The sequence below is a fragment of the Halolamina pelagica genome (assembly GCF_900115675.1).
In the GTDB taxonomy this organism is placed as follows: domain Archaea; phylum Halobacteriota; class Halobacteria; order Halobacteriales; family Haloferacaceae; genus Halolamina; species Halolamina pelagica.
The window spans coordinates 199,786-216,418 of sequence record NZ_FOXI01000002.1; the positions used below are offsets into that span (position 1 = coordinate 199,786).

Here is a 16,633-nt window from a genome sequence, read left to right on the forward strand (position 1 = left end):
GGTTCTGTGGGGATCTTGGATCGTGATAGGCATAGTGGGAGCCAATTAATACAGGTCTCCGATCCGTCGAACATTCGAGACAGTCCCCCAAGGACTTATTTGATAGTATAGTTATCTGATGGCGTGGACATCTCCTCATCGTCGCTCTCACGGTGGGAGTTCCTGGCGGTTGCCTGTATCCTTGGAGGTCTCTGTGTTGGTCTTGCCGTACTCCTTCCATCCCGATTGTTCGTCATCGTTCTTGCGATCACGAGTATGGTCCTCGTCTTCTACCTGAGTTCCGTGCTTATTCTTCACTACAGTGAGGCTCTTCCCGGCTGGATGGAATCAGTTCCAGTCTGGACGACGTTCTTCTTACCGCTCACTATCGTATACGTTCTCCTGACTCAACTCGAGATCGAGGTTCCTGTTGATACGCTCGTCTTGCTGTTCGGACTCATTCTCATTTTCTTCTACTACTGGCTCATTGTTCCACTCGCGCTCTACCAGCGACTTCGGGAACAATCTCGGGACGTCAATGTCGAAGAATGGCCCGAACTGAGTGTGCTGATTCCGGCATATAACGAAGCAGGATACATCGGCGACACACTGGAGTCGTTCCTCGCGGCTGATTATCCGCTCCCCAAATTGGACATCATTGTCATTGATGACGGGAGCACGGACTCCACGTACGAGGAAGCACAAGCGTACGCCGCAAGTGGTGTTACTGTTCTGCGGAAAGAGAACGGCGGGAAGCACTCCGCTCTCAACTACGGACTAAATCGGACTGACAGCCCGCTCGTGCTCACTGTCGACGCTGATTCAGTCATTGCGCCGGATGCCATCAAGAGTATCGTGCGGTCGTTCGAAGCGAACCCCGATGTCGGTGCCGTCGCCGGAAACGTGAAAGTCTCGAACCGTGGCAGCCTTATCACGGATCTCCAGGCACTCGAATATATCCTCGGAATCAATACGTTTCGACGCGTCTTCGATCTACTTGGCGTCGTCACGGTGGTTCCCGGGTGTCTCGGACTCTTCAGACGTGACGCTATTGAGACCGTCGGTCAGTACTCATCCGACACGCTCACCGAGGACTTTGACCTCACCATCGAGATTTTGAAGCGTGGTTTCAAAATCCATCACAGTAACGCAGTTGTCCAAACAGAAGCACCGGACACTTGGACGGACCTCTACCAGCAGCGTATCCGATGGTTCCGGGGAAACCTCCAGACGGTTTTGAAACACGGGCAGATATTTGTCCTCCCGGAGTTCGGAGTACTCCACCGCGTCGGCGCACCCTATCTTCTCTTCTCGATGTCGATCATTCCCGCCCTTGGCGTCATCGTCTTCGGCCTCGTTATCTGGTTCGTCATCCAAGGTGCGATCATGGAATTCCTCGGAATCACTGTCCTCTTCATGCTTCTCCAAGTTCTCCTCTCCTTGCTTGCAATCCACATCGAGGACGAGGACCTTTGGCTGGCTCGCTATGCGCCACTTTCGATCCTTGGCTATAAACAATTCCTCGATGGCGTCCTCCTGAAAAGCATCATTGACATCTTCAGATACGACGACGTTTCGTGGACGAGTCCTGAACGTATCCGGCAACGCGACGACTACGACGACTACGATGACTGAACTCCGTGCTACGATAAGAAACGGTTCCGGAGATCGGCGAAGTTAATCTGCTCTACGATGATATATAAATAATCAAGTGGGTCGGATAGGCTTCCAGTAGAACCTTGAAGGTCGGTATACTCTATATTTGTCTAATTGATGTTCTTCTAGGGTCAATTGACCGTTGGCTTCGTCTCAGGGGTGGCTCAAATCCTGCAGCGGTGATAAGAACACCTGTGTCGTGATCCAGAACCACTAGGAGGTGTAGATCGGGGGAATCCAGTCAAAGGACGTCGGTAATTTCGTGCATCGACGAAAGACGATAGGTCGGCGCCGGATCCGGTACCGTCGATGGATAACCCATGGGTACCCAAGCGGTTTGCACCCCGGCACGATGGGGACCAACGACGTCACCGTCGTGCCGATTACCCACGTAGATAGCCCGTTCAGGGGCGATCCCGAGTTCGTCGATCGCCATTTCGAAAGGTTCCGGACGGGGGCTTCGATTCGATCCCGGTCCCATGCCCACAACAGACCACAACCTCAAAACAATCTGCAATACCAAGCGTGGCTAATTTCGGTAGCTGAGTCTTTTCGGTCCCAGCGGTAATGAGTCCGACGGCGTATTGCTCCCGAACGTACTCTAACGCCTCCTTTGCCCATCCCGGAACGATACGGCGGTTGGATCAAGTACCTCGACCGTCGCTTTGGCAAGCTCCGGCGGGCAACTTGGATCGGCACCGACGTTCTCTGCAATAGCCCGGTATACGTTCTCGTGATGTTCTCTATCCGAGCTGGCATCGGGAAGTGCACTGTAGTCGACAGCGGATAGGTCGTTCAGATCGAAAAATTCTGGAACGTCCACCCGATCGAATATTGCTTCGTGTATCTCCTCGTCGGACTGGTCGGCAACACAAAGCGTTCCATCGAGGTCGAAACAGACAGCCTCAACGTCGACCATCCCGTGAACGTTTTCTCGATATGTTATCTAAACCTACTGTCTCTTCGACGGACTGCTTTTAGACCATCTGGCCGGTCGACTCGGGGGCGTGATTGGCGTGTCCCGGTCGCATCCCTCCGTAGCCAAGCAGAGGCCCGGACTCGGACCGTAGCCTGATTGAGAATCACGTTTCTAGACTCCGATACGGAGTCCCGGGATAACCCACGAGCAACAGCTACGACGAGGTCAGGACCCCCGACGGAACAGAGACCGCGACGGCCGCGGGAACCTCCTGAAGGAGCGCATCAGCGATGATGTAGTCCGCGAGCGGAAGAGCGGCGAAGCGGTGCTCAGGGGCTTCGACCACTGGCAGGGACTGATCCCCACCCCGAATTGGAAGCGCCGGCCGGCGGGTTCGGCGGGACTCGTTGCGGCCTCTCGGACAAGGACCACGGCTGGCTTGACCGCTACGGCCTCGCGTGGGACGCTCGTGCTCGTGAGGACCCACGCCATCGCTGGCAGAATCGGCCCGAGGACGTCGACTGGGGGTCGAAGTCGACGACACCAGCGTGAAAATAGGTAATAATAACAGAAAACGCACATACATCTGAAGAGTAGGCACAGATGACGGCCGACATCACGATTCACGACGCGTTCGTTCTCACAGTCGACCATCGGAATCGACTCTATGAACGAGGAACAGTGCTCATCGAGGACGGCGAGATCACTGAGGTGCGGTCGTCTCGGGACGATGATGCAGACATCACGGCCACCCACGTCATCGACGGTGATGGCACGCTCGTGATGCCGGGGCTGGTCAACGCCCACACCCATCTCGAACTGACGCCGCTGTTCGGCGCGTTCAGCGACCTCGACCTCGTGGAAATGATGGGCGGGATGACCGCAATTTTCGGACACATCGCCGAGGGGGAGTTCAATTACCTCACTGAGGCGGGGTACGAACTGGCGGCACTGAACTTCCTCACCGGCGGCGTCACCACGGTCAACTCGATGGACGTCCGCCCGAGAGCGGGCGCGGAGACGTTCGGCGAGGCGGGGCTCCGTGGGTTCTTCGGAACGGCGCTGTCTGATCTCTTCTGGGATGTGCCCGCCGACGAACAGTTCGCCCGCGCCCGTGCGTTCATTGAGGAGTATCACGACACGTACAACGGGCGGATTCGGGCGACGATAACCCCCCACGACGACTGGTCGTGTACACGCGAGCTGTGGGAACGGACTGCCGATCTCGCCGCCGAGTACCCCGACTTGCTCGTCCATACTCATCTGCTCGAACTCGAGGAGAGCAACACGATGGCGCGGTCGAACGGCGCGGCGGACTCGCTCGATCTGCTCGACGACGTCGGCCTCCTTGACGATAGACTGGTGGCTGCGCACTTCCGGCTCGCCGATGATGAGGATATCCGGCGCACGGCCGAGGCGGATGCATCGGTCGCGCATTGCCCGTCGATCTTCTGTCACTGGAACCCGGATGGAGACGTGCAGTGGACGCCGGTTCCGGAACTCCGAGCGGCCGACGTCGACGTCGGTCTTGGCATCGACGACCACTACTGGCACGACTCCTACAGTCTGTTCGGGGAGGCGCGACAGGCTCGGCTCGCAGCGAACCTCAAGCGTTCTACGGGCCAGTACGGCTCGATGGAACTGGTACGGATGCTCACCATCGAGGGCGCGAAGGCGCTCGGCATCGGTGACGAGATCGGCAGCATCGAACCCGGCAAGCGCGCCGACGTCATCCTCCTCGATGTCGAGAAGCCGAAGTTCACGCCACTGACCAACATTCCGGCGCAGGTCGCAAACAACGCGGCGCCCGCTGACGTGGAGACGGTCATCGTCGACGGCAACGTGCTGATGCGGGATAACGAAGTGAGGACGATGGACGCTACCGCGGTGCGCGCCCGCACCGAGACCGCGGTCGACCGTTTCGAGGACGAGACTGGTTGGGAACTCGGGATCGGTGAGAGCGAGCCGCCGAAGATGACGGACCTCGCTCGTGACCTCCCGAAGCGAGGCCCCAGCCAGTTGCTCGGACGCCTCGCGTTTCAGTCGGTCAAAGACGGATTCCCCGACCTCTGAAGTTGACCTCCTCGGAGCGCGTTTCGCGATCTATACGGCCGGGATGGGGGGGACACTCGTCCATCCGTACGTTCAGTGGGACGGTCTCTCGTGGTGCCGATGGACGACCTCCGTTCCTGTCACCAATGCGGTGCTGAATATAGCGGACATATTTATCACCGTGAGTTTTTAACACGTCATAGAGTTCCAGCGATGAGTCTTCTCGAATTCGTCGATGAAACCGAGGGGAGGGAACTGTCGCTTGCCGTGGTTAACAGGCAAGCACCGCGTCCGCTTCAGCAAATGTTGGAACGGATGTTCGTCGGCCAGGAGGTCGATGTTCGAGATATCGAAATCGAGGAGGAGGTACAGGACATGGTGTACCTCCTCGACGGGGAGGATATCGTTGCAAAATCCCCGTTGGCTGCGGTACAAGAATCGATCCTGTTGGTCAATTCTGACCTCTACGTAACGGGCGCACGGGAACTCGACGCGGTCGACTTGCCTGCCGTTATCGAAGGGTTGGAAAACGTCCCGTTCCGGCTGCGAGGCTATCCCGAATCGAACAAAGAGAAACTCCTCCTCATTACGGTATCACGGTATATCGAACGGTTAGCGCTGGAGAACGATGGCGGAACTCACCGGGCCTCGTTTCAGCGCCTCTCACGCATCAACGACGAACAGGGAACCAGAGCCGTGTATGAGCGGTTAGCCCAAACCGACACGGACACCCACGTCTACGGAATGCCCGACTGGACACCCCCACCGGAATTCGAAGTGACGATGCACGGCGGCTGGGACGGCGACTTTCGAGATTCGTGGTTCGTCGTCCACGTTCCGGAGGATGACTCGCTCCCCCACGCGGCGCTCGTCGCTATCGAAGTCGAGTCACGCACCTGGAAGGGGCTCTGGACGTACGATATAGACACGGTTCGAGAGATCAATCGACATATCGAACGAGAACTGTAGGCTGTTGGCCCAACAGTGATGGATACCTACACCTGTTCACCGGCTGTTTCACTCCAGATTCGAGGGTGAGAACTGCCCCGATGTGGTGAGCACCGTCGGTGAGGACGAGGGACTCACCGCCGATCTCGGGCGCTAATTGGCCGACATGCATCGTCGACAACGTGGGAGATATCGCTCATCTATTCACCAGCGAACTCAACGCCCGTGATCTCGAAGCGTGCACCCCCGTCGGAGCCTTCAGTCACGTTGATCTCCCAGTCATGGGCTTCGACGATCTGCTCGACAATACTCAACCCGAAGCCAGTCCCCTCTTCGTTTGTCGAGTATCCCATATCGAAGACCTCCTCGCGCTCACTCTCGGGGATCCCCGCGCCGTCGTCTTCAATGTAGAAACCGTCGTCCAATTCACCGACGATCACCGTCACGTCGTCGTCGCCGTGTTCGACCGCGTTGCGGATGAGGTTCTCAAACACTTGCTTCAGGCGGCTCTCGTCAGCGTAGACCGCTCGATTAACCTGTGTTGCAAGCGTCGCCTCCGTCGTCTCGACGTTCGTCCAACACCGTTCGGCTATCGTCGTGAGATCGACGGGTTCGAGGTCAGTGACGGTCTCGCCTTCACGTGATAGTGTCAGGAGATCGTCGATCAAGGCATCCATCCGATCCAGCGCGCGGGCTACGGGTTCTAAGTGCTCGCTGTCGTACTCCTCCCGGGCTAGTTCCAGCCGGCCCTCAGCCACGTTCAACGGGTTCCGGAGATCGTGGGAAACGATACTGGCGAACTGGTCAAGCCGGTCCTTCTGTGCCTCTAAGCGTCGCGTGCGGTCCCGGAGGGTTGCCTCTCGGTCGTTCCGATCGAGAACCGCAGTCACGATCGTCGCGAAGATCTCGATGAGGGCGACGTCGCCCTCGTCAAACGCGTGGGGGTTCGGCGAGGACGTAATGAACAGTCCGTGGTCGCCAAGCGGCTGGATGATCCCGCTCCGACTGGGTGTTTTCACCCCGGGGATCCCGTCGGCATCGTGCGTGTCCTCGATCACGACTGTCTCGCCCGCTTCGAAGATCTCCCAGTTGACGGCGTCAGCCGATCGTTCCGGGTCCGTCCGCTCGTAGGCCGGCGCTTCCCCGAGGTGTTCGCGGACCTCGTCGGTTACGGCGGTTGGTTCGAGCACGGTTCGCTCGTCGTCGGCGAGATGAACCCCACTGAGCGATAGCCCGAGGACGTCGTGTGCGGTAGTAACGGCGATGTCCGCTATCTCCTTCCGGGTGGACGCGCGAATCAGCTCTTCCGTCCGGTGTTGGAGCTCACGAAGCGTCTGTTCACGCCGTTTCCGTTCCGTGACATCCCGTGAGAACCCGATCACGTGATCAGTCCCGGTCGCGGTCTCGAACGGCGTTAATCGGAGTTCGATCACACCGAGGTCGCCCGGAACGTCGGGCGTCAACTCGATACTCACTTCGTCCGTCTCACCGCGAACGATCGCCTCTATCCCCTCCTCGATCGTCGCCACTTCCTCCCCGGTGAGCGTGCCGATCTCAGTGTACATCGAGACGTGTTCGCCCACCCAATCCGCCTGTGGGACCCCGGAGATGTCGGCAATACGTTGGTTCACGAACTCGATGGTCCCGTCGGCGGTGAAGATGGAGATCCCGTCCTCGGTGTTCTCGACGATCGCCTCGTAGCGTTCGAGATCGCGTTCGCGCGTTTTTCGTTCGGAGATGTTCCGACTGATCACGACGAACCGGGTCTCCCCGTCCAGGGAGAGCCGTCTGAGGTTAACTTCGACGGGGAACGTCGAGCCATCACGACGCTGATAGACGCCCTCGAACTTCCGTTGATTCCCGGTCTCCATCTCCCTCCAGAGCGAGCGTGCCTCGTCGGGATCGATTGCCTGGTCGAGATTCCACACCTTCGTCCCGGTGAGTTCTTCCCTGTCGTACCCCGTCTCCTCGCACAAGCGCGAATTTGGGTCGATGATGTTTCCCTTCGCGTCGTGAACGTTGATCATATCGGGGGAATGTTCGAAGAGGGCCTGGAGTCGGGCCGTGGTGTGTTCGAGGCGATTCTCGCGTTTTTCGCGCTCGGTGATGTCACGGCCGGAGATCAGCAGGGAGACTACCTCGCCAGTGTCGTTTCTCACAGGCCGGAAGACGCCGCTGATGACGAGATGATCACCGACTGCTTCGGAGAGGTCAATCTCGAACTCGACGTACTCGCCAGCAGCCGCCTGATCGACCCACTCGCGGACCTCTCGTTGGAGCCTTTCGTCGCCGGTAAACCACGGGGTCTCCCAGAACAGCCGGTCCGTCACAGCTTCCAACTCGGCGTCAATATATCCCACTGCGGTCTCGTTGATGTCGATAATCCCCCCGTCAGTATCGATCAAGCCGACGAGGATATTCGGGTCGTTAAACATCGCTTCGAACCGGCGTTCAGCGCGTCGGAGCTCTCGTTCGCGCTCTTTCCGTTCCGTGATGTCACGGACAACACCGACGGCTCCTTCAACCGACCCATCGACAGTGAGCGGGGTCATCCGGAACTCTACCTGGGCGTATCCGTGATCGGGAAACCGGGCGTCGATTTCCCCTGATAGTTGGTCTCGCTGGCCGTCGAGAAGCGCTTGATAGGGGTCCCCGTCTTCGATTTGCTCTCGAATGGCGGCGATGAGACCGCTTTCTTCGCCCTCGAGTGCTTCACGAGACGTGTCGTACCAGTCGGCCAGATACTCGTTGACGGTCCTGAATCGGCCATCCTCGTCGTAGATACAGGCGGCCTCTTGCATCGAGTTGACCATGTGTTTGTACCGGCGGAGCTCGTTGTTCCGCTCAGCCAGCCTCTGCTGTGATCGGTACGATTCGACGACGTTGGTGATGCGGTTGGCTAGGACCGTGTATTGGTCAGTTCCACTCTCCTTCTCGAGGTAATCAGTAACGCCAGCGGAGATCGCCTCGGAGGCGACCTCCTCTGACCCCTTGCCGGTGTAGAGGATAAACGGGAGATCCGGATACTCGGCCCGAACGACTTCTAAAAATTCGATGCCGTTCTGGCCAGGCATATCGTAGTCAGAAACGATACAATCCACGTCGTACTCAGCCAGCATCTCCCGCCCGACCTCGGCGTTCGTCGCGGTTCGAACTGTGATCCGACCGTCCTCCCGTTCCAGAAAGGTTGCGGCCATGTCGGTCAGGTTCGGATCGTCATCGACATGGAGAACGCAGATCGAGTCACTCATCCCGCTCATACACAGTCGAATACGAGAACGGCGGGGGTAAGTAGCTATGTGTCAATTAAGCCCCCCTGAACGACTGTATCATACTGCGTGCTGATTCAGCGGCGTCGCGTACCCGTAAACAAGATCTGCCAAGACGTTCAGTGATACGTTGGAACGCCTACTGAGCGGGTTGTTCAGTCGAACACCGCTGAATCCCCCCTCGTGAGGACGTTTCCGTGGCACGCCCGGAGTGAACAGCCACTTTGATTGAGAGAGGGGGCTACCTACTACCTAGAACCGTGGAGCAAATCAGCGTTCTGGCGGTCACGGCTGACAGGGAATTCACCGCCGCCTGTGAGCGCGTGCTTCCGGAGCACGGCGATATCCGGGTCGTCTCCGCAACGTCGGTCGGGGAGGCGATCGACGTGTTGGACAGAGAGACGCAGGTCGATTGCGTTATCAGCGATCACGACCTCCCGGACACGGACGGCGTCGCGTTCCTTGAAGCCGTGCGTGCACAAGCTCCGACACTTCCGTTCATCCTCTTCACGAGCGAGGGGGGCGAAGGGGTCGCCAGTCGCGCCATCTCCGCCGGGGTCACCGACTATCTCATCAAGGAACGCCACGAGAACCAGTGGGGTCGCCTTGCGACGCTCATCACCGACGCAGTCAGATACTACCGCGACCAGCGTGACATCGTCGACACGGAAACACGAGCGAAAACACTCCTCAACGCCGCACACGACATCGTTGGGATCGTTCGCGACGGTGAGATAGCGTATCTCAACGATACTGGTGTTACCGAAATTTACGACGGCGACCGGAGCCGGATAGCGAACGACTCCGTAGCGGACGTTCTCCTCTCGGACGACGGCACTCCGATCAGAGATCTCCTTGACGCGGTACAGTCAGGCTCTCGGACGCTCGACCACCGTAACGGGAACCTCATCGCTGCGAACGGGATACGTACCCCGGTTGAGATTACCGCGGCCAAGGTGACGTGGACCGAAATCCCGGCGGTCATTCTCGTTCTCCGGGATGTTAGCGACCGTCGAGAACGAAAGCGGAAACTGCGCCTCACGAATCGGGCCATCGACGAAGCGCCCGTCGGCATCACGATAGCTGACGCCACCGAACCGGACAATCCGCTCATCTACGCGAACGACAAGTTCTCTGAATTGACTGGCTATCGGCAGGAAGAGACACTCGAACGGAACTGTCGATTCCTCCAAGGTGAGAACACCGACCCTCGCCCAGTCGCCGAGATGCGTGAGGCCATCGACGCCGAAGAACCCGTAACCGTCGAACTGCGGAACTACCGCAAGGACGGCACGGAGTTCTGGAACCGCGTGACGATCGCTCCGGTTACCGACCATATGGGTGAGGTCACGCACTACGTCGGGTTCCAAGAGGACGTGACCGAACGCGTCGAGTACCAGCAGATGCTCCGTCGGTTCCAGCGAGCGGTCGAATCGGCCGGCCACGCGATCTACATGACTGATCAGGACGGGACCATCACGTACGTAAATCCGGCCTTCGAACGGGTGACCGGCTACGACAGCGACGAGGTCGTCGGCCAGACGCCGCACGTTCTCCACTCCGGCGAGATGTCCGACGAGTACTACGACCGGTTGTGGGCGACCATCTCCAGCGGAAACGTTTGGGAGGAAGAGATCCAGGACCGGCGGAAATCAGGTGACGTGTACTATGCCCACCAGACGATCGCCCCATTGACTGACGACGACGGAGAAATCGAAGCGTACGTCGCCATCCAGCAGGACATCACTGACCGCAAGGAGCGGGAGTTCCGGCTCCGACAGTACGAATCCGCGGTTGAAGGTGCCAAGGAGTTAATCGCCGCGATAGACGAAGAAAAGCACTACCTCTTTGCCAACGAGGCATACCGCGACTTCCACGGCCTCGATACCGAGTCGCTGACCGAGCTGATGCTCGACGACGGCATCGGTTCGGATACCTACGAAACGGTCGAACCATACCTGGAGCGAGCGTTCGACGGCGAGACAGTCCAGTACCGGATGACGCGATCACGGCCGGAACGAGCGGACCGCACGTTCGACATCCGATATTACCCGCTCGAAGACGACACTGGCCACGTCGAGGGGATCGTCGCGACGATGCGTGATCTGACCGAACAGATCGAGCGGGAACAACACATTGCGTCCCTCGATCGGATGCTACGGCATACCCTTCACAACGAACTGAACGTGATCCTGGGTCACGCGGAGATGCTTCAAGCTCAGGGGTCGGATGAGGTGGTCGAGGTAGGCACGACGATCGAAAGAGTGGCCGGTCGCATCCTCGAACAGACGGATAAGCAGCACGAGATCGTTGAACTCCTCTCAAACCAGTCGGATCCAACACACCTCAACCTCGCCGACGTTGTGGATACCGCTGTCGAACGTGTGACGACGGAGCATCCGGACGCAGAGATCACGGTCGAAGTGCCGGCGGACGTACAGCTGCTGTCGATTCCGGAGCTACAACGGGCCATCGAAGAACTCGTCGAGAACGCGATCGCGCATACCGGCGACGGGCCAGCGAAAGTGGGGGTGACGGCAACGAAACACGGGACGGTGGTTGAACTCCACGTTACAGATAACGGGCCGGGGATCCCACCGGAAGAACGAAGCGTGATTTCGGGAGATGCAGACATCGACTCGTTGACACACAGTAGCGGGATGGGGCTGTGGCTCGTCAAACGGATCGTGTCCCGAACGGATGGCGATATCCGATTCGACGACGCTGAACCCACCGGGAGTGTCGTTACGCTTCAACTACCATTCAATACGTAGAACCGAGATCGAGTCACAGTCAGCTGAGTCCTCTGGAGGGGTATGGACCAACTACTCCCCAAAAATCCTCTGAGCGTTTAGCGGCACCACATCGAAGGCAGACTCGTAGTTCTTCGCTAGAGCAAAACGTCTCAATCCCCATGTACCGCTGGTTCGACGCCCAATTTTACGGATGGTAGATGATCGAGCCGGTGGGAATATCACGACGAAATCACGAGAGTGGCGCATGGTTACCGTTGAACCCCGTTATTGTCACCAATGTGGGAGCGAACTGGTTACCCGAGAAGTTCACGGTCGAACGAGGAAAGTTTGCCCGGAGTGCGGCTTTCGGCACTTCTTGAACGCCGTGCCTGCGGTCGATGTCGTCGTTCTGGATGGCGATTCAGTGCTACTAATGAACCCCGTCTCGAAGGCTGACTGGGAGTTTCCCGGGGGGAACCCGGAAGCTGACGAAGAGCCGATAGACGCCGCAGTATGTGAACTGGCGGAGGAAACCGGAATTGAGGCTGACGCATCCGACGTCGAGCTACTCACCGTCACGCACTCCGAACACCTTGATCGCCACTACAACCTGATCACGTATCTCCTCGAATACGAAAGGGCGGGTGGAACATTAACGGCTGGTGTGGAAGCCGAGGAGCTCGAATTCTGGACGATCGACCGAATCCTTTCCTCACCCACCGAGACGAGACAAGTCGACCGTGACGTGTTGCGGTCCACGATCAACGAGTAACCACCCTCCTTGCCGGCTGTTTCACACCCACTTAGTCGGTGAGAACTCGACGTGATGAGTGGTTCCGTAAGTACAGAAGGAGCAAGTACCAAATGGCAGGTGAGACACACACCGTCCAGTACAGTTAGTAAACGGCGTGGTTGGACAGATCGTCCGGCGGAAGTGGGACCTCTGTCGGATACAGTTATGACGGAGAGGTGAAAACCAGACGGACGGACACCGATGCTGCGTGAACAGGTCGATCAGAATCCCCTTCTGACGTTCTTCGTCGTCACATTTGGGTGGACGTGGGGGTGGGACGCTCTATATTTCACCTTCGGGTGGTGGGATACGGTTCCGACGACGTTCCCACGGCAGTGGGGCGTTCCGATTGGTGCGATAGTCGTCGTCTGGGCAAGTGAAGTCTCACTGCAGTCTTGGCTCCGGAACGTTCTCGATTGGCGGGTTCGCCCCTCCCTGTATCTCGTCGCCTTGCTCGTTCCCTTCGCGATTACGAACGTACGGGAAGTGTTTCGGGCACTGGGTGGCGGGTCACTGGCTTACGCTCCCCCGGGAGCGCTGTACCTCATCCTGCTCTTCCTTTTCGCCAACACACTCCTTTTCGGCGGGGTCGAGGAGATCGGCTGGCGCGGGTTTCTCCAACCGAGACTGCAAGAACACACGTCAGTCCTGACTGCGGGGATCGGGATCGGGGTGGTTTGGTGGGCGTGGCATCTCCCGTTGTTCCTCGGACACCGCAACTTCGTTCTCGAGCCGGTGCCCCTCCTAGCGTACACGGTATTCGTGATCGGCGCGTCAGTCGCGTTCGGTGCGTTCGTCAACGTCACGGGCGGCAGCGTCCTCCCGGTGATGGTGATGCACGCGTCGACGAACGTTGGTGCACTTCTAGAGGGGTCCGGGGGCACGCTGGACAGTTCGGCGCTGCTCACCCTCGTCGTCGGATCAGGGTCGTGGTGGTTGATAGTCTTCGCGCTCGTCGTCCTATTCGGGCGGTCCTTGACACCGGAATTCAGGTCCCACAGCGGTCCTCGTGTCGACCCGTAATGGGTTCTTTCTACTGTAACGATTTGCCTCACGAAGGGTCGTCTGAAACGCAGGACGGCGCCGTTAGCGCGTGCTGCGGCCGTCGCTTCGATCCCCCACTGCAGCACGGTCGGGTTCGACCACCGAGATGGCTACTCGTGCGATCAGGGCTGTTCGTACTCGACACCGCTGATCACGAAGCGAGCACCACCGGCAGAGCCCTCTTCCACACGTATGTCCCATCCGTGAACTTCGACAGCCCGCTCGACGATACTCAGTCCGAGTCCGGTCCCATCGGAATCCGACGAGTGGCCTTCCTCGAATACGGTCGACCGGTCCGACACTGGAATCCCGGGACCGGTGTCCTCGACGTAGAAACCGTCGTCCCGGTTCCCGACGGTCACGGAGACGCCATCGCCGCCGTGTTCATACGCGTTGCCAAACAGGTTCTCGAAGACCTGTTTGAGACGGGTCTCGTCGGCGCGTATCGTCCCTTCCAGGCGGTTGGTGAACGTCGCGTCGGCCGTGTCGACGCTGCCCCAACAGTTGTTCACGATCGTCGCGAGGTCGATCAGTTCGCGCTCTTCGACGGCCGTTTCGGATTGTGACAGGGAGAGCACGTCCTCGATGAGCGTTTCAATACGACCGAGGGCAGATTCGACGTGGTCGAGGTGGTCCCACTCTCCCGATTCTCGAGCGAGAGTGAGTCGGCCCTGTGCCACGTTTAGCGGGTTCCTGAGGTCGTGGCTGACCATGCTGGCGAACCGCTCGCGTTCCCTGCGATTGGTGACGTTCTGGGTCATCGCTATCCCTGCGTAGACCGCACCGTCGGTGTCCTCGACGGGAACGGTCTGTACCTGGTAGGTTCGATTCATGAAGGGGAGTTCCTTCCGCTGGGACTCCCCGTCGAGTGCAGCCTGGCACATCTCGATGAAGGGCGACGGGATCTCGCCGTCGAGCGCTTCCCGGACGTGTAGCCCTTCGAGACCCGCAGGATCGAGGCCGGCGTCTTCGAGTCCCTTGCCAGCGGCGACCTGAAACCGCATGTCGGAATCGAACAGGAAGACGCCACCGTTGGGGAAATTCTCGGCAACGATGCGATAGCGTTCCTGGGTCTGTTCGAGTTCACGTTTGCGTGCTTTCTCCTCGCTCACGTCTGTTGTGACCGCGATCAGTCCGGTAACCGAATCGGCCTCACCTCGCAACGGTGCCGCGGAGATTCGCAGATCGACGGTCGTGTCGTCGCCCGTCTGGCGCTGGACCTCGAGGTTACGGATAGTCTCCCCTGCCAGGACGCGTTCGAGGCGTTCTTCGAAGTCGGAAGCCTGGGAAGGGTTAAACAGGTCGAGGGAGTGGATTCGCTCACCGAGAACGGCCTCCGCCTCGAACTCGAACACCTCCGCGGCCGCGTTATTCCACAGTTGGATGGCTCCAGTGGCATCGAGTGCCAGTATCGGCTCGGGGGAAAGGTTGACCATGGTTTCGAGCCGGTTCGCCGTCGCCTGGAGGACTCGTTCGCGTTCCTTGCGCTCGCTTATGTCGCGGCTGACGATGAGATGCTGGCCGGGGACGATGTCGGTTTTGGCCGTGTACTCGATGGGGCTGACCCCGCCGTCGGGACTGACGATGTCCAGTTCGTCGCGTTTCATCTTGCTGGACTGGATCTCCCCCCATTCTGCCTCGAAGTCGAACTCACTGGGGAGGAACTCCTGCATCGACCGTCCGAGCAACGCCTGTCGGTCCTCGCCATAGATGCGGGCGGCTTCCGCGTTGACAGCCAGAATCCGCGCCGAATCGTCAGTGATCGTCATGCCGTCACCTGCCTCCTCGAAGCTCGCTTTGTACTGGTCGCGCGCGCGACTGAGTTCGGTCAGTTGGTCGTCATTGCTGCCCATCGGCCCCCGTGGTACGGTGATCGTCAACGTCGTTCCGTCGTCAGTGATTGCCGGAGTGATCGTCCCATCGTTACTACTGACGATCCAGTGCGCCAGCCACAGACCCAGTCCAGAACCGTGTTTCAGCGGGGTCTCCTCACCGGTCTCGAGCACGTCGGCTTCGTCGCGGGACAGCCCCGGCCCGTCGTCTGTTATCCGGATTTCGACCGCCTTCGGAACGGTCTCTACGGTGACGGTGACGGTCGGGGAATCACTACCGTGCTTGGCGGCGTTTTCGATGAGTTCCTCGACCGCCCGCCCGAAACTCGTCAGTATCGACGCCTGCGCCTCTTGTTCGGCCGCTATCGTAACGTTCGCGTTCGGGTACGACTGTTCGACGGAGTTCACGCAATCACGCACGAGTGAAACGATGTCGGCGGGCTCCCGCTCCTGGTCAACGGCAATAACAGAGCTCAACTGGCGGGCTTTCTCACTCAATTCGAGGATCGAATCGATCTTCTGGAGGGCCATTTGCCTCATGGTATCGTTGTCCCGTTTGCCGCCCACGAGCTGGGTGTACCCACGGATGACGGTCATCCCGTTGCGGAGGTTGTGTCGAAGCACCCTGTTGAGCACGACGGCGAGGTTGGTCTGTTGGTGGAGTTGTGCCTCGTGTCGCTCCCGTTCGAGTTCGCGTTCGAGCATCTGGGCAATGAGTTCGGCAAACATCGTCTCATCCTCACTGAACTGCTCTTTCCGGGGGTTCTCAGCGACGAAGCAGACCGTTCCGTACGGCTTCCCGTCGAGGATGAGCTTCGTCCCGTGATAGCAGTGCAGTCCGTGCTGCTGGAACGCTGGATCGTCAGCCCAGCCCTGGTTCGGGGCCTCACTGACTGCGATCGGGGCGTCCGCCTCGATCGTTCGCCGACAGTACGTTGTGCCGAGGTCTAGTTCGAGCCCCGGCGGGAAGTCGCCACCCGGTCCGTCGGTACTGACTATCGCCTCCCAGTGCCCGGTCTGCTGGTCGATCTGCGTGAGATGTCCGTTGTCCGCATCGAGATACCGTCTGCCGAGTTCGAGAGCCCCTCGTGCTTTCTGTTCGAAGGTGTTCTCGCTCCGTAGCAACTCGTAGAGGTCGCGTCTCGCTTGCTGTCCGGACTCGCTCATCGCAGTGGCCGGGGTGGGAAACCTTTCGCGAATCCCGTTCTCGAGCGCCGACAACTCGGAGGAGTTCCCGCCATCACACCGCTTGCGGGGACCCTGTCGCTGTGGGTGATCTCCATCGTGTACCCTACTCGCTCGTCCGACGGATGCCGATTCGGCTTGGTCTACCAAGATGAATAACATGCCACCGAACCGTTCGGTGATCCCAGGTGCCAAGCGCGGCGCTGTTGGCCTGCCGGAAG

Annotated in this window: 10 protein-coding genes; 6 read left to right on the forward strand and 4 right to left on the reverse strand. The window is 59.1% G+C overall.

The window, feature by feature from the left end:
* Positions 1 to 123 precede the first annotated feature (123 nt).
* Positions 124 to 1,614 (forward strand): glycosyltransferase family 2 protein, encoded by a 1,491-nt coding sequence (locus BMZ83_RS03670; RefSeq protein WP_143076879.1) that lies wholly within the window; start codon positions 124 to 126, stop codon positions 1,612 to 1,614.
* A gap of 262 nt (positions 1,615 to 1,876) precedes the next feature.
* Here BMZ83_RS03670 and BMZ83_RS17440 read toward each other — a convergent pair whose 3' ends face one another.
* Together BMZ83_RS17440 and BMZ83_RS16050 are read right to left on the reverse strand one after the other, a co-directional pair.
* Complete coding sequence (locus BMZ83_RS17440) at positions 1,877 to 2,116, reverse strand: HAD family hydrolase (RefSeq protein ID WP_079990100.1); 240 nt, start codon at positions 2,114 to 2,116, stop codon at positions 1,877 to 1,879.
* Between the two features lie 120 nt (positions 2,117 to 2,236).
* Complete coding sequence (locus BMZ83_RS16050) at positions 2,237 to 2,554, reverse strand: HAD family hydrolase (protein WP_079990101.1); 318 nt, start codon at positions 2,552 to 2,554, stop codon at positions 2,237 to 2,239.
* A gap of 603 nt (positions 2,555 to 3,157) precedes the next feature.
* Between BMZ83_RS16050 and BMZ83_RS03680 the strand changes: the two genes are divergently transcribed.
* Both BMZ83_RS03680 and BMZ83_RS03685 read left to right on the forward strand, forming a co-directional pair.
* On the forward strand, positions 3,158 to 4,627 hold the full coding sequence (locus tag BMZ83_RS03680) for an amidohydrolase family protein (RefSeq protein ID WP_074875753.1): 1,470 nt from the start codon (positions 3,158 to 3,160) through the stop codon (positions 4,625 to 4,627).
* 192 nt (positions 4,628 to 4,819) lie between these two features.
* The gene (locus tag BMZ83_RS03685) at positions 4,820 to 5,575 is read left to right on the forward strand and encodes a DICT sensory domain-containing protein (protein ID WP_074875757.1); all 756 of its coding nucleotides are present in this window, start codon (positions 4,820 to 4,822) and stop codon (positions 5,573 to 5,575) included.
* A gap of 179 nt (positions 5,576 to 5,754) precedes the next feature.
* Here BMZ83_RS03685 and BMZ83_RS03690 read toward each other — a convergent pair whose 3' ends face one another.
* Positions 5,755 to 8,814 (reverse strand): hybrid sensor histidine kinase/response regulator, encoded by a 3,060-nt coding sequence (locus BMZ83_RS03690; protein ID WP_074875759.1) that lies wholly within the window; start codon positions 8,812 to 8,814, stop codon positions 5,755 to 5,757.
* A 269-nt stretch (positions 8,815 to 9,083) separates the two neighbouring features.
* Between BMZ83_RS03690 and BMZ83_RS03695 the strand changes: the two genes are divergently transcribed.
* The 3 genes from BMZ83_RS03695 to BMZ83_RS03705 all read left to right on the forward strand — a co-directional run bounded on the left by BMZ83_RS03695 (position 9,084) and on the right by BMZ83_RS03705 (position 13,374).
* Entirely contained in the window at positions 9,084 to 11,597 is a 2,514-nt protein-coding gene (locus BMZ83_RS03695) for a sensor histidine kinase (RefSeq protein ID WP_074875761.1), read from the forward strand.
* 346 nt (positions 11,598 to 11,943) lie between these two features.
* Positions 11,944 to 12,330, forward strand: coding sequence for an NUDIX domain-containing protein (locus tag BMZ83_RS03700; protein WP_074875764.1), 387 nt, complete (start codon positions 11,944 to 11,946; stop codon positions 12,328 to 12,330).
* A gap of 222 nt (positions 12,331 to 12,552) precedes the next feature.
* Positions 12,553 to 13,374: a CPBP family intramembrane glutamic endopeptidase gene (locus tag BMZ83_RS03705; RefSeq protein WP_074875766.1), complete on the forward strand. Its 822-nt coding sequence runs from the start codon at positions 12,553 to 12,555 to the stop codon at positions 13,372 to 13,374.
* A 143-nt stretch (positions 13,375 to 13,517) separates the two neighbouring features.
* Here the strand turns inward: BMZ83_RS03705 and BMZ83_RS16055 are convergent, their stop codons facing one another.
* Positions 13,518 to 16,394, reverse strand: a complete 2,877-nt coding sequence (locus tag BMZ83_RS16055) for a PAS domain-containing protein (protein WP_166623253.1) — start codon at positions 16,392 to 16,394, stop codon at positions 13,518 to 13,520.
* Between the last annotated feature and the right edge of the window lie 239 nt (positions 16,395 to 16,633).